This is a genomic window from Frankia torreyi, assembly GCF_000948395.1.
Lineage (GTDB): Bacteria > Actinomycetota > Actinomycetes > Frankiales > Frankiaceae > Frankia > Frankia torreyi.
Map to the genome: position 1 here is coordinate 1 of NZ_JYFN01000069.1, position 24,310 is coordinate 24,310.

General features: G+C 72.7%; 11 protein-coding genes and 5 pseudogenes. 2 read left to right on the forward strand and 14 right to left on the reverse strand.

The window, feature by feature from the left end:
* From FF36_RS33420 to FF36_RS26960, 10 genes and pseudogenes are all read right to left on the reverse strand, one after another.
* The coding region (locus FF36_RS33420; protein ID WP_199865517.1) for a beta-ketoacyl synthase N-terminal-like domain-containing protein at window positions 1-650 on the reverse strand (650 nt) is incomplete at its 3' end.
* A gap of 6 nt (window positions 651-656) precedes the next feature.
* On the reverse strand, window positions 657-3,842 hold the full coding sequence (locus tag FF36_RS41585) for an SDR family NAD(P)-dependent oxidoreductase (RefSeq protein WP_479686796.1): 3,186 nt from the start codon (window positions 3,840-3,842) through the stop codon (window positions 657-659).
* A 33-nt stretch (window positions 3,843-3,875) separates the two neighbouring features.
* A pseudogene (locus FF36_RS41215) lies at window positions 3,876-6,429 on the reverse strand (type I polyketide synthase); the annotation flags it as partial.
* Between the two features lies 1 nt (window position 6,430).
* Window positions 6,431-9,350, reverse strand: a pseudogene (locus tag FF36_RS41220) (type I polyketide synthase); the annotation flags it as partial.
* A 90-nt stretch (window positions 9,351-9,440) separates the two neighbouring features.
* Window positions 9,441-11,560: pseudogene (locus FF36_RS41230) on the reverse strand (type I polyketide synthase); the annotation flags it as partial.
* A 1-nt stretch (window position 11,561) separates the two neighbouring features.
* Window positions 11,562-15,278, reverse strand: a pseudogene (locus FF36_RS36520) (type I polyketide synthase); the annotation flags it as partial.
* Complete coding sequence (locus FF36_RS26945) at window positions 15,275-16,381, reverse strand: alpha/beta fold hydrolase (protein WP_044888004.1); 1,107 nt, start codon at window positions 16,379-16,381, stop codon at window positions 15,275-15,277. The gene FF36_RS26945 and the pseudogene FF36_RS36520, both read right to left, overlap by 4 nt.
* An 88-nt stretch (window positions 16,382-16,469) precedes the next feature.
* Window positions 16,470-17,306: a 2-oxo acid dehydrogenase subunit E2 gene (locus tag FF36_RS26950; protein ID WP_044888005.1), complete on the reverse strand. Its 837-nt coding sequence runs from the start codon at window positions 17,304-17,306 to the stop codon at window positions 16,470-16,472.
* Window positions 17,306-17,530: an acyl carrier protein gene (locus FF36_RS26955; RefSeq protein WP_044888006.1), complete on the reverse strand. Its 225-nt coding sequence runs from the start codon at window positions 17,528-17,530 to the stop codon at window positions 17,306-17,308. Before FF36_RS26955 ends, FF36_RS26950 begins: the two co-directional genes overlap by 1 nt.
* On the reverse strand, window positions 17,527-19,422 hold the full coding sequence (locus FF36_RS26960; RefSeq protein WP_044888018.1) for an HAD-IIIC family phosphatase: 1,896 nt from the start codon (window positions 19,420-19,422) through the stop codon (window positions 17,527-17,529). The genes FF36_RS26955 and FF36_RS26960 overlap by 4 nt, the downstream gene beginning before the upstream one ends.
* Before the next feature lie 541 nt (window positions 19,423-19,963).
* On the opposite strand from FF36_RS26960, the gene FF36_RS26965 reads away from it, so the two are divergent.
* Window positions 19,964-20,890, forward strand: coding sequence for a TIGR03620 family F420-dependent LLM class oxidoreductase (locus FF36_RS26965; protein ID WP_044888007.1), 927 nt, complete (start codon window positions 19,964-19,966; stop codon window positions 20,888-20,890).
* A gap of 141 nt (window positions 20,891-21,031) precedes the next feature.
* On the opposite strand, the gene FF36_RS26970 is transcribed toward FF36_RS26965, so the two are convergent.
* The 3 genes and pseudogenes from FF36_RS26970 to FF36_RS39220 all read right to left on the reverse strand — a co-directional run.
* Window positions 21,032-21,454, reverse strand: a complete 423-nt coding sequence (locus tag FF36_RS26970; RefSeq protein ID WP_044888008.1) for a hypothetical protein — start codon at window positions 21,452-21,454, stop codon at window positions 21,032-21,034.
* Window positions 21,455-21,456: 2 nt separating this feature from the next.
* On the reverse strand, window positions 21,457-21,938 hold a 482-nt coding region (locus tag FF36_RS39215), incomplete at its 5' end, for a DMT family transporter (RefSeq protein WP_242422914.1).
* A 6-nt stretch (window positions 21,939-21,944) separates the two neighbouring features.
* Window positions 21,945-22,494: pseudogene (locus tag FF36_RS39220) on the reverse strand (EamA family transporter); the annotation flags it as partial.
* 78 nt (window positions 22,495-22,572) lie between these two features.
* On the opposite strand from FF36_RS39220, the gene FF36_RS26980 reads away from it, so the two are divergent.
* The gene (locus tag FF36_RS26980) at window positions 22,573-23,130 is read left to right on the forward strand and encodes a CGNR zinc finger domain-containing protein (protein ID WP_242422916.1); all 558 of its coding nucleotides are present in this window, start codon (window positions 22,573-22,575) and stop codon (window positions 23,128-23,130) included.
* Between the two features lie 162 nt (window positions 23,131-23,292).
* Here the strand turns inward: FF36_RS26980 and FF36_RS26985 are convergent, their stop codons facing one another.
* Window positions 23,293-24,249: an AraC family transcriptional regulator gene (locus FF36_RS26985; protein ID WP_044888011.1), complete on the reverse strand. Its 957-nt coding sequence runs from the start codon at window positions 24,247-24,249 to the stop codon at window positions 23,293-23,295.
* Window positions 24,250-24,310 lie beyond the last annotated feature (61 nt).

Consider the following 24,310-nt stretch of genomic DNA (forward strand, 5'->3'; position numbering starts at 1 on the left):
GCCAGATGCACCGCCACCAACGACGACGAACACGCCGTATCCACCGTGATCGCCGGCCCCTCCAACCCAAACGTGTACGCCACCCGCCCCGACGCCACACTCCCCGCACTACCCGTCGCCAGAAAACCCTCGAAACCCGCCGGCGGCGCCGCCATCAACCGCACCCCGTAATCGTCGTACATCACCCCCGCGAAAACACCCGTCGCACTCCCCCGCAAACCCGACGGATCAATACCCGCCCGCTCGAACACCTCCCACGTCAACTCCAACAGAAGACGATGCTGCGGATCCGTCGCCAACGCCTCCCGCGGCGACATACCAAAAAACCCCGGATCAAACTCGTCCGCATCATGCAGAAAACCACCGAAACGACTGTAAGAAGAACCCGCACGATCAGGATCCGGATCATACAGACCCGCACCCCAACCCCGACCCGACGGAAACTCCGAAATCGCATCCCCACCCGACGCCACCAACCCCCACAAACCCTCCGGCGAACGCACCCCACCCGGGAAACGGCAACTCATCCCCACCACAGCCAACGGCTCGGTGGACCGGTCCTCGAAGACGGAGAGCTGCCGGCGTGCCTGCCGCAGGTCGGCGGTCGCACGGCGGAGGTACTCACGAAGCTTGTCCTCGTTGGAGGTCATGGCGTCTCACCCTTCCCGCGTCAGTCGGGGGTTTCCGGCGTCGTCCATCGGAATTTCCCCGAACTCGTTGTCGAGTGCCTTGAAGAGTTCGTCGTCCGTCGCCGTGGCGAGGTCCACCGAATCCTCGGGCACCGCGGAGCCGTTGCCGTTCCGGTCGGCGTTCCATCTGCGCAGCAGGTTCTGCAGGCGCAGAGCGACCCGGGCATGGTCGGCATCGGTCGCCGATCCCGGATCCAGCGCGGCCTCAAGCTGGTCGAGCGCGGCGAGCGGCAGCCCGCCGAGGGCAGCCGCCTCGGGTGTCAGGGCGGCCAGCAGATGGTCCGCGAGCGCGGCGGGCGTCGGATAGTCGAACGCGAGCGTGCTCGGCAACCGCAGGGCGGTGGCGGCGTGCAGCCGGTTGCGCAGCTCCACTGCGGTCAGCGAGTCGAGTCCCATCTCCAGCAGGCCGCGTTGGGGGTCCATGGTCGCCGCGGCGGCGTCGGAGTGGCCGAGCACCGTCGCCAGGGTGCCGCGGACCAGCGCGAGCACCAGGTCCGCCCGCTGCGCGTCCGGTGCCTCGGCGAGGCGCCGCAGAAACGGGGACTCGCCATCGGCCGCGCCCGCGGCCGAGCCGCCGGCCGATCGGACCGGCAGGCCGACAAGACCGGCGAACAGATGGTGCGGCAGGTCCGCGCGGGCCTGGGCACGCAGCCGTGACAGGTCGACCCGCGCGGCCACGAGCGCCGCCCGGCTACTGGCGAGCCCGGCCTCGAGCAGTGCCAGCCCCTCCTCGTCCGACATCGCGACGAGGCCGGCGCGAGTCAGCCGGCCACGGTCGACCCGGTCGAGAGTGCCCGTCATGGCGCTGGTGCGGGACCACAACCCCCAGGCCAGCGAGGTCGCCGGACGCCCCTGGGCGTGGCGCCGCGCGGCCAACGCGTCCAGGAAGGCGTTCGCCGCCGCGTAGCTGCCCTGCCCCGGATTGCCGAAGGTGCCCGCCACCGAGGAGAACAGCACGAACTCCGCGAGGTCCTGGTCGGCGGTGAGCTCGTGCAGATGCCAGGCCGCATCCACCTTCGGCCGCAGAACCAGGTCGAGTCGCTGCGGCGTCAGTGACCCGATCACCCCGTCGTCGAGGACGCCGGCGGTATGCACGACGGCGGTCAGCGGACGGTCGGCGGGCACCGACGCGACCAGCGCCGCCACCTGATCACGATCCGTCACATCGCACGCTGTCACCGTCACCTGTGCGCCCTGGGCGGAGAGCTCGGCCTCCAGTTCGGCGGCACCCGCGGCCGCAGGCCCCCGGCGACTCACCAGCAGCAGATTCCGGACGCCTCCATGGGCGACCAGGTGACGTGCCACCAGGGCACCGAGCGTCCCGCCGCCACCGGTGATCAGCACGGTCCCCGACGGATCGAGCCGCGCGAAGGGCGAATCCGCCGGGTCCGGGCCGACGGGTTCGACCCGATCCGACAGACGAACGAGGCGGGGCACGTAGCGACGCCCGTCGCGGATCGCGAGTTCCGGCACGCCCTGGGCGAGCGCGGCCGGCAGCGCCGCGACGGAGGCATCCCGATCGTCGAGGTCCACGAGTTGGAAGCGGCCGGGTTCCTCCTGTTGCGCGGATCGCAGCAGACCCCACACGGCCCCCCCGACCATGTCGGCCACCCCAGCCGCGTCGACCGTGCCGGCCGGACCCGCCGGCCCCTCCAGGTCGGCCTGGCCACCGGCGGAGGAGACGCCGGCGGAGGAGACGCCGACCGCGCCGTGTGTCACCACCACGAGACGCGACGTCGCGAACCGTTCATCGTCGAGCCAGGCCTGCAGCATGGCCAACTGGCGGTGGACGGCGACGCGCACGGCCTCGGGCACGTCCAGGCCGGGGCTGTCGGGATCACCAGGACCGACAGGATCATCAGAACCGACAGGATCATCAGAACCGACAGGATCAGCAGGGCCGACAGGCCGCGCGACGGCGACGGGCGCGAGGACCACGGCGGGCACGGGCGCGCCGCCCGCCACCGCGGCACTCAGGCCGGCGAGGTCCGGATGCCGCGTCACCGCGGCCGGCGACCCGGCGAGTCCGGCGGCCAGCGCCGCGGCCGGCCCGGCCGCCTCCGTGCCGAGCACCGCCCATCTGGCCGTGGTCGCGTCGTCGGACGTCCCGGCCCGGGCCGGGACGAGGTCCTCGACCTCGGCCTCGACCCACTCCACCTCGAACAGCGGGGGCCGGCGCGAACCGGCGCCCGCGATCCGGGCCAGATCCACCGGTCGAACGGTCAGGGCACCGACGGACAGCACCGGCCGTCCGCTGACATCCGTGGCCTGCAGGGTCAGGCGGTCCGGACCGGACGGCGACAGGCGGACCCGCAGCGCGCTCGCCCCGGCGGCGTACAGCGAGACCTCCGACCAGGAGAAGGGCAGCGCCACCGCGGCACCGCCGGCTCCCGCCGCGGAACGCACCCGATCCAGCGCCACCGGGTGCAGCGCGGCGTCGAGCAGGGCCGGGTGGATCCCGTAGCGCCGCGCCTCCTGCGGATCGGAGTCGGGCAGGCGCACGTCGGCGTACAGGTCCTCGCCGAGCCGCCAGAGCGCCGACAGTCCCTGGAAGGCGGGGCCATACCGCAGCCCCAGGTCCGCCAGCGTGCCGTAGGCGTCAGCGAGCTCGACCGGCACCGCACCCGACGGCGGCCACGCCTGCCCGGGTCCGACGGGCCAACCCAGGCCGGGCGTGGCCGGCCCCCCGGCGGGAGACGAGTCCACGACAGGAGACGAGTCCACGGCAGGAGACAGGTCCATGACGGCCGCGGGTTTCCGGGTCAGTGTCCCCCGCGCGTGTCGCGTCCAACGGCTCCCCCCGTCGTCGTCCACGGTGCCCGCGAACCGGGAGTGCAGGGCGAACATCCGCCGGCCGTCCTCGTCCGGGGCCTGCACGACGAGCCGCAGGTTCACCCCGGGTCCTTCGGGGAGCGTCACCGGCGCCTCGATGACCAGTTCCTCGACGTGTGGACAGTCCACCCGGGTCCCGGCCGACACCGCGAGTTCGACATAGGCGGTTCCCGGCAGCAGGGCCGTGTCCTCGACCGCATGATCGGCGAGCCAGGGATGGGAACGCAGGGACAGGGCCGCGGTGAGGACGAGCCCGCCGTCCTCGGGCAGGACGACGGCGGCGGTCAGCAGCGGGTGGTCGGCCGCGTCCAGACCGGCCATGGTGGTCGTGCGGTGGCCGCCGGCGTCGTCGAGCCAGTAACGCCGCCGCTGGAACGGATAGGTGGGCAGGTCGGGCAGCGGCACGCGGGCATCGGGCGGCGGGGCGCTCCACTCGACGGGAGCCCCGCGGACGTAGGCCTGGGCCAGCGCCGTCGTGACGGATCGGTGCTCGCCGCGGCCGGCCCGCAGCAACGCGGCGAACAGCCGCTCGTCGCGCTGCTCGTCGCCGACGCAGTCGGCGGCCATCGCCGACAGACCGCCCGGTCCGATCTCGAGGTAGGTGCGGACGCCGAGCGCCTCGAGCTGGCGCATCCCGGCCAGGAAGCGCACCGGCTGGCGGACATGGTCGACCCAGTACTGCGGCGAACGGACCCGCTCGTCGGCAAGCTCACCGGTCAGGTTCGACAACAGGGGCAGCGACGGTGCGCGCAGCTCCAGCCCCTCGACGACGCGGCGGAACTCGTCGAGCATGCCGTCCATGTGATGCGAGTGGAAGGCATGGCTCACGCGCAGCTCCCGCACCCGGTGGCCGGCCTCGCGCCAGGTCCGCGCCAGCTCGGCCACCGCGGCCCGGTCCCCCGCCACCACCGTCGCGCGCGGCCCGTTCACCGCCGCGACCGTCACCCCGACCGGCTGACCGGCCCAGGACGCCCGCACCTCCTCCTCCGAGGCGGTGACGGCAAGCATGGCCCCACCCGCCGGCATCTCCTGCATCAACCGACCCCGCGCCGTCACGAGGACCGCGGCGGCGGCGAGATCCAGCACGCCGGCGGCATGGGCGGCCGCGAGTTCGCCCACCGAGTGACCGCCCACCACGTCGGGGCGCAGTCCACGCGAGCGCGCCAGTCGGAACAGCGCCACTTCCAGGGCGAACAGCGCCGGCTGGGCGAAGCGGGTCTGGTCGAGCAGTTCCGCCTGCGCGCTGCCCTGCACCGCGAACAGCACCTCGAGCAGCGGCTGAGGCAGATGCGGATCGAGCGCCTGGCACACCTCGTCGAGCGCCGCCCGGAACGTCGGGTCCGTTTGGTACAGCTCCCGACCCATCCCGACGCGCTGGCTTCCCTGCCCGGTGAACAGGAAGGCGGTCGGTGCGGTCGGCTGAACCACCCCGCGTGCCACCTGGGCCGGCAGCCCGTCCGGCGCGGAGCCGGCCAGCTTCGCCAGCCCCTCGACCAGCTCCGCCCGGTCGTCGGCGAGTACGACGGCGCGGTGCTCGAACACCACCCGGCCCCGGGTCAGGGCGAGCCCCACCTCCCCCAGGTCGACCTCGCCGTCGGTGGCCAGGTCGTACAGGCGGCGCGCGTACTCGCGCAGCGCCGGCTCGCTTCGCGCGGTGATCGGCCACACGAGGTGCGAGCGGTCGGGGACGTCGCCGGACGCCTCGGGTTGCGCCGGATCTTCCTCGGCGGCCGGAGCCGCCGGAGCCGGCTCGGGGAGGGCGCTGCCGTCCGGAGCCTCCTCGAGGATGAGGTGGGCGTTGGTGCCGCTGATCCCGAACGACGACACGGCGGCGCGGCGCGGACGCACGGCGCGCGGCCAGTCGACCGGCTCGGTCAGCAGCGACACGGCGCCCGACGACCAGTCGACGTGTGGGGAGGGCTCGTCGACGTGCAGGGTGCGCGGAAGGTGGCCGTGCCGCAGGGCGGCCACCATCTTGATCACACCCGCGACGCCGGCCGCCGCCTGCGCGTGGCCGATGTTGGACTTCACCGATCCCAGCCACAGCGGCCGGCCGGCCGGGCGATCCCGGCCGTAGGTGGCCTGCAAGGCCTGTGCCTCGATGGGATCTCCCAGGGTGGTCCCGGTGCCGTGGGCCTCGACGGCGTCGACCTCGTCCGCGTTCAGGCCGGCGCTGGCGAGGGCCTGGCGGATCACCCGTTCCTGCGACGGGCCGTTGGGCGCGGTGAGGCCGTTGCTCGCCCCGTCGGCGTTGACCGCGCTGCCCCGCACCACGGCGAGCACCGGATGGCCGTGGCGCCGGGCGTCGGAGAGACGCTCGAGCAGGACCATGCCCGCGCCCTCCGACCAGGCGGCACCGTCCGCCGCGGCCCCGAACGACTTGCACCGGCCATCCGGCGCCAGTCCACGCTGGCGGCTGAACTCCACGAACACCGTCGGGGTCGCCATCACCGTGACCCCGCCCGCGAGCGCGAGGGTGCACTCGCCGCCGCGCAGCGCCTGCGCCGCGAGGTGCAGGGCGACCAGAGACGACGAACAGGCCGTGTCGACCGTCATCGCCGGGCCCTCCAGGCCCAGGGTGTAGGCGATGCGCCCGGACGCGACGCTCGTCGTGGACCCGGTCAGCAGATAGCCCTCCAGACCCGGCGGGGCCTGGCCCAGGCGGGAGGCGTAGTCGTCGTACATCACGCCGGTGAACACGCCCGTCCGGGTGCCGCGCAGGGCGGTGGCGCTGATCCCGGCCCGTTCGACCGCCTCCCACGCGGTCTCCAGCAGCAGGCGCTGTTGCGGGTCGGTCGCCAGCGCCTCCCGTGGCGAGATCCCGAAGAACTCCGGGTCGAAGTCGGCGGCGTCGTAGAGGAAGCCACCACGGCGGGTGTACGAGGTACCGACATGATCGGGATCCGGGNGGTAGAGGGTGTCCACGTCCCAGCCCCGGTCGGTGGGGAACTCGGCGATGACGTCCGCGCCCTCGGTGACCAGCCGCCACAGGTCCTCCGGGGTCCGGACGCCACCCGGATAGCGGCAGCCGATGCCCAGAATCGCGATCGGTTCGGCCGGGTCGCCGGCCCGCGGCTCGGCGCGCGCCACCGCCAGGCCGGTGCCAGGTCCGGTGGCGGTGGCCGTCCCGTCGCCGTCCGCACGCAGACGGGTGTCCAGATAGGCGGCCACGGCCTCGGGCGTGGGGTAGTCGAAGATCAGCGTCGCCGGCAGCCGCAGCCCGGTCACCGCGGCCAGGCGGTTGCGCAGATCGACCGCCGTCAGCGAGTCGAAACCGAGTTCCTTGAAGGCCCGGTCCGCCGGCAGCGTCACCGGGGTGGCATGGCCCAGCACGGTCGCGACCTGCGCGTTCACCAGGTGCGCCACCGCCTGCTCCCGCTCGGCGGCAGGCTTGTCACGCAGCTGGTCGGACCACGACCCGGCCTGGTCGGGCCGGGCACCCGTCGACGGGGACGACACCGGGGCGAGCTCCCGCAGCACGACGGGCACCATCCCGGCCGCGGCCTGGTTCCGCAGTGCCACCGTGTCCAGCCGGACCGGGACGACGACCGCACGCGTCGACTCCAGCGCCTCGTCGAACAGCGCAAGCCCCTGGCCGGGCTGGATCGGCGCCAGACCGGAACGGGACAGCCTAGCCAGGTCGGCGCCCGCCAGGGCCGCGGTCATGCCGCCGCCGGGTGCCCACAGCCCCCAGGCCAGCGAGGTGGCCGCCAGCCCTTCGGCGCGTCGGTGCTCGGCCAGCGCGTCCAGAAAGGTGTTCGCCGCCGCGTAGTTGCCCTGCCCGCCGTTACCGAGGATTCCGACGACCGAGGAGAACAGGACGAACGCGGTCAGATCGAGATCGCGGGTGAGGTCGTGCAGCACGAGCGCGGCCCGGGCCTTGGGGCGCCAGACCTGCTCCAGTCGTTCCCGGTCCAGGGCTTCGACGACTCCGTCGGCCAACGTTCCGGCGGTGTGGATCACCGCGGTGAGCGGGTGCCCCTGGGGAATCCCGGACAGCACGGCCGTCATGCTCTCGCGGTCGGCGGCATCGGCCGCTACGACGGTGACCTCGGCGCCGATGGCGGTGAGCTCCTCCACCGTCGCGGCCGCGCCGTCGGCGTCGGGTCCGCGGCGGCTGACGAGCAGCAGGTGCCGTACGCCGTGCGCCTCAACCAGATGCCGGGCGACGAGCGTGCCGAGCAACCCCGTGCCCCCGGTGACGAGGACCGTGCCGCCGGGGCGGAAGACCGCCGGTCGGTCGGGGGCGTCGGGGGCGTCGGGAGCGTCGGGGCCGCGGCGGTCGGGGACGGGCGCGATCCGGGCCAGCCGCGGTGTGTACCCGCGCCCGTCGCGGACCGCCAGCTGCGGCTCCCGCGTCGCCAGCGCGACGGGGAGCAGCTCGTACGAGGCCGGGTCGTCGGTCACGTCGACCAGGACGAACCGATCCGGATGCTCGGACTGCGCGGTCCGGACCAGGCCCCACACCGGTGCCTGGGCCAGGTCCGGCGCGGGGTCGTCGGCCTTCGTGACGACGGCGTTGCGGGTCACGAACACCAGCTGCGAGCGCGCCAGCCGCTCGTCCGCGAGCGCACCCTGGATGTCCGCCAGCACGCGGGTGGTCACGTCCAGCGACGCGCCGTCGAGCCCGTGGCCGCCCAGGCCGGGCCCGCCGGCGCTCGTGCCGCCAGGCCCGGCGGGATCACTGCCGGCGGCACCGGTCACGGTGGCCGGCAGCACGATCACGTCGGGAACCGGTGTTCCCGCTTCGAGGGCACCCAGAAGCGCCTCGAGGTCCGTCCAGCGTTGGGCGTCGGTACCCGGCAGGTCGCCGAGGCCGTCCCCCACGAGTGCCCACCGTTCCCCGAGGGCGGCGGGAGCGGCGACGTCCCAGGCGGGCTTCCAGCCGATCTCGAACAGCGGGTCGCGCCGCGTCGTGGCGGCGGCCAGCTGCTGGGGCAGGATGGACCGTAGAGTCAGCGCCTCGGCCTGCGCCACCACGGCCCCGCTGTCGTCGGCCACGGTGAGGGTGACGGCGTCTGCCCCGTCATCGCCGGCGGGTCGCACCAGCACCCGCAACGAGGTCGCGCCCGTCCGCTCCAGCCGCACGCCGCGCCAGACGAACGGCAGCCGAATCCCGGCCACCTGGTCGTCGGCCGCGTCCCCGTCGACCGAGCCGCCCCTGGACGCGAACCCGACGACCGGGTGCAGAGCGGCGTCGAGCAGTGCCGGGTGGATACCGAAGGCACCGGCCTCGGCGTGCAGGCCGTCCGGCAGGCGCACCTCGGCGAGAAGCTGCTCGCCGAGGCGCCACGCGGCCCGCAGCCCCCGGAAGGCCGGACCGTAGCCGTACCCGCGCCCGGCCAGGTTCTCGTAGACGTCGGTGAGATCGACCGGGACCGCGCCCGACGGCGGCCAGGCACCCCCCAGATCCATGACCGCGTCCGCGGCGGCGGCCGGCGTCGGGCGCGGCGGGGACACCGTCCCGGAGGCGTGCCGCACCCAGGCCGCGTCGGGTGTGTTCTCGTCCGGGCGGGAGTGCACCGCCACGGGCCGGCGCCCGGACTCGTCCGCCGCACCCACCGTCACCTGCACGATGACCGCGTCCTCCGCGCGCAGGACGAGCGGCGCCGCGAGGACGAGTTCGTCGAGCCGGCTCTCGGCGACCCGCCGGGCCGCGTGCAGCGCCAGCTCGACGAAGGCGGTCCCGGGCAGCACGACCGTGCCGAGCACCGCATGGTCGACGAGCCAGGGTTGAGCCCCGGCGGTCAGTCGCCCGACGAACACCACGCCATCCCCGTCGGCGAGCGTCACCGCGGCGCCCAGCAGCGGATGCCCGGAACGCTCCATGCCCGCCGCGGTCGGGTCGCCCGACGAGGCCGGAACGTCGAGCCAGCATCGTTGACGCTGGAAGGGGTAGGTCGGTACGGCGACTGCGGGCCGGGACGGGCCGGCCAGGGCCGGGCGCCAGTCCACCGGCGTGCCCCCGACGTGAGCCTCGGCCACGGAGGTCAGAAACCGCTCCCAGCCCTCGTCGCGACGTAGGGATCCGACGACGGTCGCGGCCGGGAGACCCTCGGCCGCGATGGTCTCGGCCACGCCGGTGGTGAGGACCGGATGCGGGCTGACCTCGACGAACGTGCGATGCCCGGCCCCGTGCAACGCGGTGACGGCCGCGTCGAACCGGACCACGCCACGCAGGTTGCGATACCAGTAGTCGGCGTCGAGCGCGGTGGTGTCCAGCCGCTGACCGGTCACGGTCGAGTAGAACGGCACGTCCGAGGCTCGCGGCCGGAGGTCAGCCAGGATGTCGAGCAGCTCCTCCCGGATGGACTCCACCTGGGGGGAGTGGGAGGCGTAGTCGACGGCGATCCGCCGGGTCCGGATCTCCTGCTCCGCGCACAGGGCCGCCAAACCGTCCAGAGCGTCCGGGTCCCCGGACACGACGGTGGCTGCGGGGCCGTTGACGGTGGCCACGGCGAGCCGGTCCGCCCAGCGGGCGAGCAGCCGCGTCACGCGCTCGGCCGGCAGCGCGACCGAGAGCATGCCACCCCGCCCGACCAGCGCCCTGCCGATGAGCTGGCTGCGCAGCGTCACGATGCGCGCGGCCTCGTCCAGGCTGAGCGCGCCAGCCACGTGCGCGGCCGCGATCTCTCCCTGGGAGTGGCCGACCACCGCTTCGGGATGCACCCCGAAGGAACGCCACGCTTCGGCCAGCGACACCAGCATCGCGAACAGCACCGGCTGGACGACGTCGACTCGGTCGAGCCCGGCGCCGTCCACCGAACCCCGCACCACCTCGGGCAACGACCAGTCGACGTAGCGGTCGATGGCCGCGCCGCACCGTTCGACACTCGCGCGGAACGCCGCGGAGCGCGCCGCCATGTCGGTGGCCATGCCGACCCACTGCGAGCCCTGGCCGGGAAAGACGAAGGTGGTCAGGCCCGGGTTACCGGCGGTGCCCCGCACCAGACCCGGCATCGGCTCGCCCGCGCCCAGCGCGGCGAGCCGGGCCGCGAGGTCATCGCGCCGGGCGCCGAGGACGACCGCGCGATGCTCGAACCTCGCGCGGCCGGTGGCGAGGACGAGGCCGACACCGGTCGGCTCCGCCGCCGGATCGGCCGCCACCGCACCGAGCCGCCCGGCCTGGTCACGCAGCGCCGACTCGGTCCGCGCCGAGAGCACCCACGGCACCGTCACCGGTTCCTCGGTCTGCGGGGCCTGCCTCGCGGGTTCGTCCCGGCGCCGATCCTCATCCGACCCGGCCGCCGTCACGGAGTGAGTCGCGGTGTCCGGTGCCTGTTCGACGATGACGTGGGCGTTCGTCCCGCTGATCCCGAACGAGGAGACGCCCGCCCGCAACGGCTGCTCCCCGCGGACCCAGGGACGGCGACGGGTCAGCAGCGACACCGCGCCCGCCGACCAGTCCACCCGCGGGGAGGGCTGATCCACGTGCAACGTCGCTGGGAGGGTCCCGGCGCGCATCGCCATGACCATCTTGATGACGCCGCCGACACCCGCCGCCGCCTGGGTGTGGCCGATGTTCGATTTCAGCGATCCCAGCCACAGGGGCCGCTGCGGCGGCCGCGACCGGCCGTAGGTCGCCAGCAGCGCCTCCGCCTCGATGGGGTCGCCGAGGGTGGTGCCGGTGCCGTGGGCCTCCACCGCGTCGACCTGGTCGGGGCTCAGGTCGGCGTGCGCGAGCGCCTGGCGGATGACCCGCTCCTGCGAGCGGCCGTTCGGCGCGGTCAGGCCGTTGCTGGCGCCGTCGGAGTTGATGGCCGAACCCCGCAGCAGGGCCAGCACCTGGTGGCCGTGCCGCTCGGCGTCGGAGAGTCGTTCGAGCACGACCATCCCCACGCCCTCGGCCCAACCGGTGCCGTCGGCGGACGCGGCGAACGCCTTGCAACGGCCGTCGGCGGCGAGCCCGCGCTGGCGGCTGAACTCGACGAACATGCCGGGAGAGGACATCACCGTGGCGCCCCCGCAGACCGCGAGCGAGCACTCGCCCAGGCGCAGGGCCTGGCCGGCGAGGTGCATCGCGACCAGCGACGACGAGCNGGCGGTGTCGATCGTGACCGCCGGTCCCTCCAGGCCCAGGGTGTAGGCGATCCGTCCGGAGGCGACGCTGGTGGTGCCACCGGTCAGCAGGTACCCGTCGGCGCCCGCGGCGGACTCGTGCAGCCGCGGGCCGTACTCCTGCGCGGTGACGCCGACGAACACCCCGGTCCGGCTGCCGCGCAGCGAGGTGGGGTCGATGCCGGCCCGCTCCAGCGACTCCCACCCGGTCTCCAGCAGCAGGCGCTGCTGCGGATCCATCGCGGCGGCCTCCCGCGGGCTGATGCCGAAGAAGGCGGCGTCGAACAGGTCCGCATCGTGCAGAAATCCGCCGGACCGGGTGTACGAGGTACCGGACTGATCCGGATCGGGGTCGTAGAGCGCGGCGAGGTCCCAGCCGCGGTTGACGGGAAAACCGGAGGTGGCGTCGATGCCGTCCGCGACGAGCTGCCACAGCTGTTCCGGGGAGGTCACCCCGCCGGGGTAGCGACAGGCCATGCCCACGATCGCGATCGGCTCGTCACCGACCGACCCACCACCTGCCACCGTCGCCCGGACGGGGTCGGCCGGGTCGGCCGTCGTGCCGAGCAGTTCGGCCGTGAGGTGGCGGACCAGCTCGGCCGGGGTCGGATGGTTGTAGATCAGCGAATCGGACAGCCGCAGGCCGGTCGCCGCGCCGAGAGCCTCCCGCAGCTCCACGGCCGACAACGAGTCGAACCCGAGATCCCTGAACGGCAGGTCGGTGTCGATGGTCCCGGTGGTGACGTGCCCCAGCACGACGGCCGTGTTCGTGCGCACGATCTCCAGCAGTTCGGCCGCCAGCTCGGCCTTCGACAACGAGCTCAGATCCCGTCCGGCCGGCGTCCGAGGCCCTGCCGGCTCCGGCCCTGCCGGCCCGGAGACCGCCGGCTCCGGAAGTGCCGGTTGCGGGGCGGAGGGCGCCGCAACCGCGAGGGGCGCGGGCGACGTGGCTGGCGGTACCGCCGCGGGCGCCTGCGGGCCTGTGGCGTCCAGCCAGTAGTGCTGACGTTGGAAGGCGTAGGTCGGCAGGCTCGTCCGACGGCCTCGGGGAAACGTCACGCCCCATTCGAGGCCGGCCCCTCGCACGTGGACGCGGGCGAGACCGGTGAGCAGACTCAGATCCTCCGGACGGCCCCGGCGCAGCAGCGCGACCGTCGCCGTCGGACCGGAGTCGTCGGCCAGGCACTCCCGCACCATCCCGGTGAGCACGGCGTCCGGCCCCAGCTCGACGAACGTGGTGGCGCCCTGGTCGCGCAGGGCGCGCACGCCGTCCAGGAAACGAACCGGCTGCCGGACATGGTCCACCCAGTACCCGGGCGACGTGAGCTGCGCCGTCGTGGCCATCCGACCGGTCAGGTTCGACACGACGGGAACGGCGGGAGCGGCGTAGGTGAGCTCCTCGGCGACCTGCCGGAACTCGGTCAGCACCGTGTCCATGTGCGGCGAGTGGAAGGCGTGGCTCACCCGAAGCCGCTGCGCCTTGTGCCCACGCTCGCGCCAGGTCGCCACGAGGTCGAGCACGGCCTCGCGATCACCGGAGATCACCACCGCGGTCGGGCCGTTGACCGCGGCGATCCCGACCTGGTGCTCGCGACCGGAGAGCAGCGCCCGGATCTGCTCCTCCGTTCCCCGCAGTGCCGCCATGGCACCCGTCGCCGCCACGGACTGCATGAGCCGGCCGCGGACGGCCACCAGGCGGGCCGCGTCGGTCAGTGAGAGCACCCCGGCGATGTGGGCGGCGGTCAGCTCTCCGATCGAGTGCCCGATGAGCGACGCCGGCTGCAGCCCCCAGGACTCCACCAGCCGGTGCAGGGCGACTCCCAGCGCGAACAGTGCCGGCTGGGTGTACGAGGTCTGGTCGAGCAGGGCCGCGGCATCGGAGTCGACGGCGGCGAACAGCACGTCCCGCAACGGGCGGTCGAGATGCGGGTCGAGGTGCGCGCAGGCCTCGTCGAGCGCGGCCGCGAACACCGGATATCCCCGGTAGAGGACCTGTCCCGCTCCCGCCCGCTGGCTGCCCTGCCCCGGGAGGAGAAACACCGGCACATCGGTGCCCGCCCGCCCCTCGGTCACCTGCGGCGTGGCCCTGCCATCGGCCAGTGCCTCGAGCCCGGCCCGCAGCTCGTCGTGGTCGCGCGCGACCACGACGGCCCGGTGTTCGAAGGTCGTCCGGGTGGTGGCCAGCGAGTAGCCGACGTCCGTCAGCGACGGGCCGGTCCCGGCGGCGAGCCGCGTGCTCAGCCGCGCGGCCTGCGCCCGCAGCGCCCCCGCGGTCCGCGCGGAGACGGGGAACGGCAGCGCCGGCTGGTCGATCCCGGCGGCGTCCGCGTCGGGCGTCCGCGCCAGGCGGCCGGCGGGGCCGGTCGGCGCCTCGGTGAGAACCACGTGGCAGTTCGTTCCGCCCATCCCGAACGAGCTCACCCCGGCGATCAGCGGCAGCTCGGCCCGCGGCCACGGGCCGAGCTGCCGGGCCACCCGCAGTCCCAGCTCGGCGAGGGGGATCCGAGGGTTGGGTGTCTCGAAGTTGAGGCTCGCCGGGATCTCCCGGTGTCGGATGCTCAGGATGGCCTTGAGCAGGCCGGTGATGCCGGCGGCTCCTTCCAGGTGTCCGACGTTCGTCTTGACCGACCCGACCAGCAGGGCGTCATCGTCGTCCCGGTCGGCGCCGAGGGCCGCGCCCAGGGCGGCGGCCTCGATCGGGTCGCCCACCGGGGTCCCGGTGCCGTGCAGCTCGACGTACTGGACCTCGGTCGGGTCGACTCCGGCCCGGGCGCAGGCCAGGCGGATCACCGACTCCTGGGCCCGCGCGTCGGGAACGGTCAGCCCGGCGGTGGAACCGTCGTTGTTGACCGCGCTGCCGCGCACGACGCAGTAGATCCGGTCGCCGTCGGCCTGGGCGGCGGCCAGCGGCTTGAGCACCACCACGGCGGCGCCCTCACCCCGGACGTAGCCGTTCGCGCGCGCGTCGAAGGTGAAGCACCGGCCGTCCGGCGACAGCGCGCCGAACCGCATCGCGGCGATGCTGCTCTCCGGGACGAGGTTGAGGTTCACCCCCCCGGCCAGCGCGAGTCCCGACTCGCCCGCCCGAAGGCTCTCGCAGGCCAGGTGCACGGCGACCAGGGACGACGACTGGGCCGCGTCCACCGTGAGACTCGGGCCGCGAAGGTTCAGGTTGAACGAGACCCGGTTGGCGATGACGGCCCGCTGCGTGCCCACCAGCGAGTGCCGGTCGATCGCGCGCGCACCCGAGCGGGCCAGCAGCGTGGCGTAGTCGGCCGCCATGGCGCCGACGAACACTCCCACCCGGCTGCCCACCAGGGTCCTCGGCACCAGGCCGGCGTCCTCCAGCGCCTCCCAGCTCAGCTCGAGCATCAGACGCTGCTGGGGGTCCATGGCCGCAGCCTCCCGGGGGGAGATCCCGAAGAAGGCGGCGTCGAAGCCGGCGACCTGGTCGAGATAGCCGCCGCGGCCGATGCGGTCCGGCGTCTCCGCCGCCACGCCCGTCTCCGCCGCCGCGCTCCCGGCGATCCGACGGTCGGACGGAGTCGTGGTGATCACGTCGCGGCCGGCGCGCAGGAGTTCCCAGAACTCGGCCGGCCCGGGCGCGCCGGGCAGCCGGCAGGCCACACCGACGATCGCGATGGCGTCCTCGCCGGCCGCCGTCTCCTGCCGTGGTCCGTCTTGACCCACCCCGGTCACTGGTGCCTCCCGTTCCGGGCCGCGGACAGTCGGGTGCCGGCCCGTAGCGGAATCAGGGCGGCGCGCAGCGCCGCGCGCTGCCGGCGGGGTGCGCCGTGCATGCGCAGAAGTTCGAGAGTCAGCCACGGCCCGGTGACACCGACGTGGCGTGGCGAGGCGTGCACGTCGTCGAACTCGAGCAGGTCGAGCCGACGCACGTGCCGCCGCAGCAGGGCGATGTCCTGCGGCGGGATGATCTCGTCACGCCGGCTGGCGACGTAGGCGACGGGGATGTCCAATGCCCCCAGCTGTTCCGGCGTCAGGGCCCAGCTCCGGATGTGCCCGCCCACCTCGGTGTTCCGGCTGCCGGTCAGATGGGCGAGGGTGTCCACCGTCACCCGCGGCAGCGCGCCCTGCCACCGTTCGTCGGTGAACAGGTACCGCAGTGGCGCTCCCACGGTGAGGACGCTCGCGATCCTCGGGTCGTCGAGCGCGCAGCGCAGCGCCAGGTGGCCGCTGAAACTCATCGCCATCGCGTGGACCCGCGGAGTCGTGGCCTGGTCGGTGACGGCGTCGAGCAGCGCGGGCACCATCCGCCAGCTCGTGGCGTCGTACGGGAGCGTGTTGTCGCCCACCCCGGGCATCTCGGTGACGACGCCGGCGACCCCCAACCGGTTCAGCCGCACCAGCGTGGGGGCCCACTGCTCCTTCGTGCTCACGATCCCCCCCATGAGGATCACGAACGGCTGTCCGGCCCTCGGCGCGGGCCCGGTCGCCCAGCAGCGGAACTCCCCCGCCGACAGCTTCACGTCGACCGGGCGCAGATCCACCCCCTGTGCCGAGCGCCAGGCATCGAACGCCGCCACGGCCCGTTCCCAGGCGACCTGCCTGGCCGGGTCGCCGGGGTAGGGGAATCTCGCCATGGTGTACAGCCGGCTCGCCGCGAGAAGATCGCCCTGACGTTGCCGGGACTGCGCGACCCGGCTCCATTCCCCGACCCAGGAGCCGGAACCGCTGTCGTCGTGAACGATGCGCCCCAGCACGTCGGCCACGACGGCGCGCGGAATCTGCTGGGCGCGCGCGTGCACGGTCGCGAACTCCTTGAGCTCGCCGACGTCGTTCATCGTCCGTCCTCCTCGCTGGATCTGCGGGCGACCGTCAACGGGCGCGGACCCCGGCCGGCGACCGGGCCGGGGACGCCGCGTGCCGGCGTCATGGCGAACCCACCTCCAGTGGCTCGCCCAGCTCGGCTGCGCCGGTCTCGACGGACGCCGGACGTGCGGCGACACCGGCAGCGCCGGAGCCGGCCTCGAACCCGGCCAGGGCGTGCCGCACCTCGGCGAGGATGTCCGCCGCCTCCGCCCCGTCGATCACGCGGTGGTCGAAGGCCATGCTCAGGCGCAGCACCGGGGCGATGCGCACCTGCCCGTCGCGCGCCACCGGCCGGTCCTGGACCCGCCCGACTCCGAAGGTGACAGTCGTGCCGCCGACGGAGTGGAAGGAATCGATCGGGCGGTGTCCCAGCGAGGTCACGGCGACCGTGCCCATGACCGCGGCTCGGCCCGCCAGCGGCCGGACCCGGGCCCGAAACGCCTGGCGGCCCAGCGCCATCGGCAGTCGGTGCAGGGCGCGGGCCCCCGCGAACTCCGGCGCCGTGGTCGGGTCCACCGCACGAAAGCGGTCCAGCCAGCCCTGGATCTCCTCGAGGCTCGCGCCGCCGGCCCCCGTCAGCACCGCGGACAGGACGACCCGCTGCCCGTTCAACGTCCGATCAAAAGTGATCTTCGTGTTGACGTCCGGATAGCTGGTGACCCGGGGAAGGAACCGGCCTCTGATCGCCGCGTTCGCCGCGGGATGGTCCGCCAGGACGGCGGCCGAGGCGAGTACGAGATAGGCAAGGGGCGAGTACCGCCGCCCGGCCTCCCGTTCCCTCGCCCGGTGTTCGTTCACCCGCGTCATGTCGACCTCGGTGTCCAGGAAGACCGGCGAGAACCGACGGATCTCCTCGAGGAAGTACAGGGTGTGACGGCGTTCCCGAGCAAGTCTCATCACGCCACCGTCAGGGCGTAGATGCCGCGCAGACTGGACGCCTCCAGAACGTCCGGAAGGGAGACCGAACGGCCGGTCCGCTGCTCCAGGATCGAGAGGAGCCACAGCAGGTGCACCGAATCCCAGCCCGGGATCTCGTCGAAGCTGGATTCGATGTCGTCGGCCGAGATCGGCAGGCCGAGCTCGTCTCGGACCAGGGCGACGAATTCCTCCACTGTGGTCACGGTGCTTCCTTTCCAAACTCTTCGTGCAGGGTAAGATGTTCGGGTCGGTCCAGCGGCCGGAGCAGATCGTTGCGAAATATCGCGACCGGGCCTTCCTCGCCGACTCGGACGAATCCGTTGCGGGTGTAGAAGTCCTCGACCAGGCCGTTTCGTGCACTCGGCCGGTAAAATCCGTGGACCGCCTCCATCGTCGCCTCACGAGCATGGTCGAGAATTGCCGCGAGACAGCCCTGCTCGATTCCTCGGGAGAAGACCCGGCAACTCAGCAGGAAGTTGTCGATGTAGAGATCCCGGTCGGTCCGGCGCAGAAACACAGCGCCGACCAGACCATGGTCGCCGAAGCGATCGGCCGCATGGATCGCGAGCACATCGGTGCCCGGCTCGGAAAGCAGTGAGCGGACATCGGAGCGCTGGAGTCGACGGGTGGTCATGTTGAACTGGTTCGTCCGCAGCGTCAGCTGCGACACCCGGGAGATCTCCGGTTCACCGACACCCGCCAGCCGTACGGTGACCTTCAGTTCGCGCAGATAGTCCCCGAGCGAGTCGAAATTGTCCAGAAAGTTCTTGCGCTCGATCTCCTGACGATACTTCTCGCCCCGGGTCCGATCCTCCGCGGTCAGTTCCCGCAGACCGAACCACCCGTCCCGCAACACCGCCTCGGTATGACCCGCGGGATCCTCGCCCACCTGGATGGTCGTCACCATGGGAAGTTCTCGCCGGACCAGCCCGCACTCGTACGCGCTGTCGTCGACGAAGACGAAGCTGTCCAGGCCCAGGTTCAGGGTGGCCGCCAACTCGGCGAGCATCTCGTGCTTGGGGCTCCAGCTCGCGACGATGCGGGCGAGGTCCTCGTCACGCAGGACCATCTCCGCGCGTTCCTGAAAGGCTCGATGCACGAGATCGCGCTCGTTCTTGCTCACCGCGGCCACCAGCACGCCCTGCGATCCGAGCTGTTTCACCACGCCCTGGAACACCTGGAACGCCTCACCGCGGTAGCTGCCGCCGACGTCGATGCCCTCGACCCCGTCGTCACCGAGCACCCCACCCCACAGCGTCCCGTCGAGGTCGACGACGAGGCACTTCTTGCTCCGCCCCGTCGCGGCGCGCGCCAGGTGCCCGATCTCGCGGGCGTATCGAGCGAGCAGCAGCGGGGAGAGATGGGCCTTCGCGTAGGTGCTCAGCCGGGCGTCGGTCACCGGCACGCCGTCCGCCACCACCGGATCGAGATCGACGACCACCACCTGGGGGTGGTCCGTCATCAGCTGCAGCAGACGGGTGTTCGCCCGCCGCCAGCCGATTCCGAGATCAGCCTTGGATCGATAGTCGACGAGCTGCGCCGAGAAGCGCCACGGCAGGGGCAGGGTGTTGAGGACCAACGTGCCAGCGCTGGTTGCCTCGAACACCTCCACCAGCCGCTCGATCACCCCGATCCTCGCCGTGAGGGCCTGGTCCACGTCGGCCGGAGTCCAGGGGACCGGTAGGTCGTCGAGGACCAGCATCGGATCGAGCAGACACAGGGTGAGGTCGGCACCCGTGCGATACAGCGGGCTACCCGGATCGGACAGTTCGAAGACGTAGCTGTCGTAGTTCGAGAAGAACGGCCGCAGCAGCACGCCATGCCGCGCGATCTCGGCGGTGAGGTGCGGGAGCAGCGACGAGAAGGTCCCGTGGCCGGTCACGGCGACGGACACCGTCGGGGTGGCGGGGTGGTGCCGCAGGACCTCGGCCGGATCGACCCGGCTCAGCAGGTGGCCGGCCCGGACCAGCTCGGACTCGGCCAGCGAGGCGAGATGATCCTTGACCAGTGGGTACCGAGCGGCCAACCGACCCGACTGGAACGGGGAGAGCAGATCGTTCTCGGCCGTCGACACGGAGCGCTCAGGAGATTTCATCAGCACGTCCTTGTCAAAGTCGCACGGCCGACGCGACGCTTTCGGCGCCACGAGGACCGACTTTCCGGTGAACTCCCTACCGACACAGGACCGCGCCCATCGGATGCCCGGCGGGCTGGCGGCCCCAGAAAGATGCTCGGCGGCGGTCCTAAAGTGCGGCTATATCGGCTCTAGACCGAATGCCGGGTTCTTGCGGCTGATCACGCACTCCGAGGTGGGGATTCCAGAACCGCCGCCGGTGTCGCGATCGACATCGACACCACGCCTGGGCCGCCGTCCGCCGATGTGACGGATCCGTCAGGTGGCCTGGACATGGTCCGCGGCGCGTCGTGGACGGGACTCCCGAACCGAACACGAGGATGCCGACAGGTCGGCAGTCGGACTCGCGCTCTGGTTCTCCTCGACTGTTCAGCCAGGTAGCAGGCCGACCGGTATTGGCTCGACCGCCGACGCCTACCCATGACGGGGTTACTCAACATAGCCCCGAAAATCACATTTGCGTTTGGGAAAAATACGGTATGTCAAAGAAAGGGGAACGAGTGTGACGACAGACCTGGAACACGACCTCGGCCACGTCGGCCTCTGGACGTTCGACTTCGATGGCCAGCCCGCCACCCGGGTGCGGGAAGCCGCCGCGGAGATCGAGGAACTGGGCTACGGCGCCATCTGGTATGGAGAGGCGTTCGGCCGCGACACGGTGGGCCAGGCGTGGCTGCTGCTGTCGGCCACCCGGCGCATCGCCGTCGCCTCCGGCGTCGCGAACATCGCGTTTCGCGACCCGGTTGCCATGGCGACCGCGGCCCGCGCGCTGGGCGAGGCGTTTCCGGGGCGCTATCTTCTCGGCCTTGGCGGACACCGCGTGGACGACACCATCCACAAGCTGGACGGCTATCCGATGCCGGCGCTGGGCCGGGCAGTGTCGACCATGGACGCCTATCTGGCCGCCATGGACGCCGTCCCCGCCCACAGCCCGTCGCCGCCGGGGGCGCCCCGGGTGCTGGCCGCGCTCGGGCCCAAGATGCTCTCGTTGGCGGCACTGCGGACGTCGGGGGCGCACTCCTACCTCGTACCCGTGGAACACACCCGCCAGGCCCGCGAGATCCTCGGTCCTGCGCCGTTCCTCGCGGTCGAGCAGGCCGTCGTCCTGGACTCCGATGTCGATCGGGCTCGCCAGATCGCCACTGCGCACGTCGGCGGCTATGTCGCCGCGGCGCCCCACCATGAGGCGAACCTTCGGCGGCTGGGCTTCGGCAGCGATGACCTCATCGGTGGCCCGAGCCGTCGGCTGGTCGACGCGATCGTCGCCTATCCGGATGCCACGACGATCCAGGACCGCGTACGCCAGCACCTCGACGCGGGGGCGAACCACGTCTGCATCCAGGTCCTCACCGCCAGTCCCGCCACGCTGCCGGACCTCGTATGGCGTGAGCTCGCGCCGGCCCTGCAGAGCGTCGCGCCCCTGTCGTAACCGGCTCCTCGACGGCTCGCGCCGGCGCCGGCGGTGGGCTGCTGTCGGGGAAGGCGGACAACGAGCCCGACGCGCCGGCCGAAACGCCGGCCTTCGGGGTCGGGGAAGCCGTCCGGGCTGGTCTCCTCCGCCAGGGGATCGTCAACGCGTGGGACCGACCCGACCGAAAGCCTCCTCTGCCTGACCCACGCGGCCGGTCGCCGGCCAGAGTATGCCATCCCCTGAAAGGATCTGGTCGAAGTAATACCTGCGGCTCTTGTACCAGCGGCGCTCCCGCACCGGCAGACACTCCGCCAGATCCTCCACGGCGACCTTGTTCAGCGGTGAGCCCTCGTCGGCGAAGCTGGCCACGACCGCGAGGTACAGGATCTCGGCCGGCTCCGGCTCGCCCCAGCGCACGACCGCCGCCCCGACCGCCTGCTCGTCGACGAGCGCCGCGTAGGTCTCGCAGGCGGGATCACGCATCGCGGTCCGGATGCGTTCGTCGTCCTCCTCGGCGTCGTGCAGGATCGGCACCAGTTTCGCCGCCTCGGCCCCCGACACCGGGACACAGCGCACTGACATGATCAGGACTCCTTCTCGTGATGTGCACACCCACCGGCGTGGACCTCGGCCATGGCCGGGGGTTCGCCGGTGGTGCGACCCGTCAGGTCGTCGAGCGGATGTTGCTGGGCGTGAGCCGAGCCCCTGTGCAGGAGCAGTGCCAGACCGACGAGAATGGCTGCGCCGCCTGCGGACTGCAGCGCCGTCGGGCGCTCCCCGAGGAAGGCGACGGACGTGACCGTGCCGACCACCGGTGCCAGATTGAGTAGCTGACCGGCACGCGCGGCGGGCACCCGGCCGATGCCTTGGTTGAACGCGACGCCGGCCACGACGCCGCAGAGCGCGACGGCGGCGCACGCGGCCCAGGCCGTGACACCGGCCGTGCCGAGCCGGCTGCCTCCCTCGATCCAGGCGACGGCGGCGAACGGTGCCGTGCTCAACGCGCCGCCGGTCGTCTGCCAGGCGCTGGCGTTGACGCCGTCATCGACGTCGCTGTAGCGGCGGGNGGNGNCCAGGAACACCGCAGCCGCGACGACCGCGCCGAGGACGAGAAGATTGCCAGCCATCACGCCCCCGCCCGGCCGGTCGACGCCAGGCTCCAACGCCACGAGCGCGCCGCCCGCGAGGCCGACGGCGAGCGCGACCACCCCCCGGCCGGGCAGCCGTTCACGCAGGACGACGACAGCCAGCAGCACGGACAGCAGGGGTTCGGCCGCCAGCAGCAGGCTGCCGTTCGAGGCGCTGGTACGGGCCAACCCCAGGTCGCCCAGCAGGAACGCCAGGCCGGGCACCAGCGCACCGAGCAGTAGCTGCCGCCCCGCCCCGCGCCGATGCAGCCGCCCCGTCGACGCCGCCGCGCCGAGCAGCACCACCGCGGCGCCGCCGAGTTCAACCGCCAGCAGGTCGGCCGGGCGCACGGCCTGCAAGGCGGCCACCGAGACGGTGGTGCCCACCCCGTCGACGGCGGCGGAGATGAGGATCGACAACTCGCCGACTCGGGCCCGGATACCGGTCGTGGTGCCGTCGTGCGTTGCCACCGAAGCCTCCCGTCCTGACACCACCCCGTCGGCGGAGTAACCGTCGTAACGGTTACACCGGTTATTCGGGCCGTCAACTGGTTAATCCCGTACGGTGGTTAGGTGACGCAGGAGCCGGGTTGGCCAGGCCTCTCAGACGAAGAACTCCTCGTTGCGGTGGCGAACACCGGGCACGGCGAGCACGACGAACTCGCCGATCCGCCCGCGATGCGGGTCTGGTGGGCAGGCCTACACGCGCCGACCGACCTGGAAGCCGTGCGGCCCCATGCCACTGAGGACCTGGCGACGCTTCGCGCGCTGCGCGCCGTGGTCCGCGGCCTCGCACTGCGTAACAACGGCATCGACGTCCGGGTCGACGCGGCTGGACTCGACCGTCTCACCCTGCGCCCGGATCTGCGAGGTAGCCCGTCGCTGCTCGCCGACGGCCCCGACGGCCTCGTGCGCGATGTCTGTGCCGCCACCGTCACGGCGCTTCTGCGTGCTACGGCGCGACCCGGCTGGCCCCGGCTCAAGGCGTGCCGGGGCACGGACTGCCGATGGGTCTTCATCGACAGTTCCCGCAACACCTCGCGGCGCTGGTGCGACATGGCCGTGTGCGGGAACCGCGCCAAAAGCGCGTCCTTCCGCACCCGCCGCAGCGCCTCCGAGCCAGTTGCCTGACAGCGCACGGCCACCTCGGGCCGCCGATTCCCAGCGCATTTCGGCGCTCCCTGGCGGCGTCCAGGTCACCCAGCCCGCATCCGTTCCAGTCCGACCGGGTCGGACAAGCCAAAGCCCGGCACGCCGGCGTCTTCTTACCCGACCCGGGCTGGCGGTGCGCTGCTACGAACCGCTCGCGGCAGCGGCGGCTCGTGCGCAGATCCGGTAGCGCCGTGGTGGCGCCCCCCTTGCGCGGCTGAACGCGCGGGAGAAGGCGTGCTCGCTGGCATAGCCGACCGCGGCCCCGATGGCGGCGACGGGATCGTCGGTCTCGCGTAGCCGCTGCGCGGCGATGTCCATCCGCCACCGGGTCAGATAGGTCAGCGGCGGCTCGCCGACGAGTTCGGTGAAACGGCGGGTCAGCGTGGCCCGGGACACATGCACCTCGGCCGCCAGGTCCTTGACGGTCCAGGCTCGCTGCGGCACCTCATGGAGCAGGGAGAGTGCCCGCGCGGTGACGGGGTCATGCAGTGCACGCAGCCACGAGCCCTCACCCGCCGGCCGGGCGCGCAGCCAGGCCCGGACGACGTGGACGAGCAGCACGTCGACCAGCCGGGCCACGACCGCACGCGAGCCGGGAGGCACACCGTTGAGCTCGTAGCGCAGCAACGCCAGGGCGGTGGCCACCGCGCCGTCGTCGCCCGGGTCACCGGCGGCGAGGTGCAGCACGCGCGGCAGCAGCGACATCAGTGGCTGGGCGACCTCGTGGTCGTAGTCGTACGACGCGCACAGGACTCGGGTGACCGCGCCGTCGCCAGGCAGCTCGACCACCCCCTCGTCGGCGCGCAGACCGATCTTCGCCGCCTGGGTCAGCGGCATCGCCGCGGTCGTCGGGTCACTGGACAGGACATGGCTGAGGTTGGTCGGCAGCAGGACGACGTCACCCGGCATGAGTCTGCGCGGGGTGGCACCCACCGTGCGCAGCCAGCACGATCCGGCCAGCACCGCATGGAAGGTCGCGCCCGGCTGCGGGTCGACCTCGACGCCCCACGGCTCGTGCGCGACGAGCTGGGCGAGCACGGCACCGGAGACACGGGCGAGCTGCAGCACGTCGGCGAGCGGGTCGGCCGGGGTATCCACTGTCCGATACTATCGGGTTCGCCTTCCGGATGAGCCGATCGGCTAAGTAATTGAGCTTTTC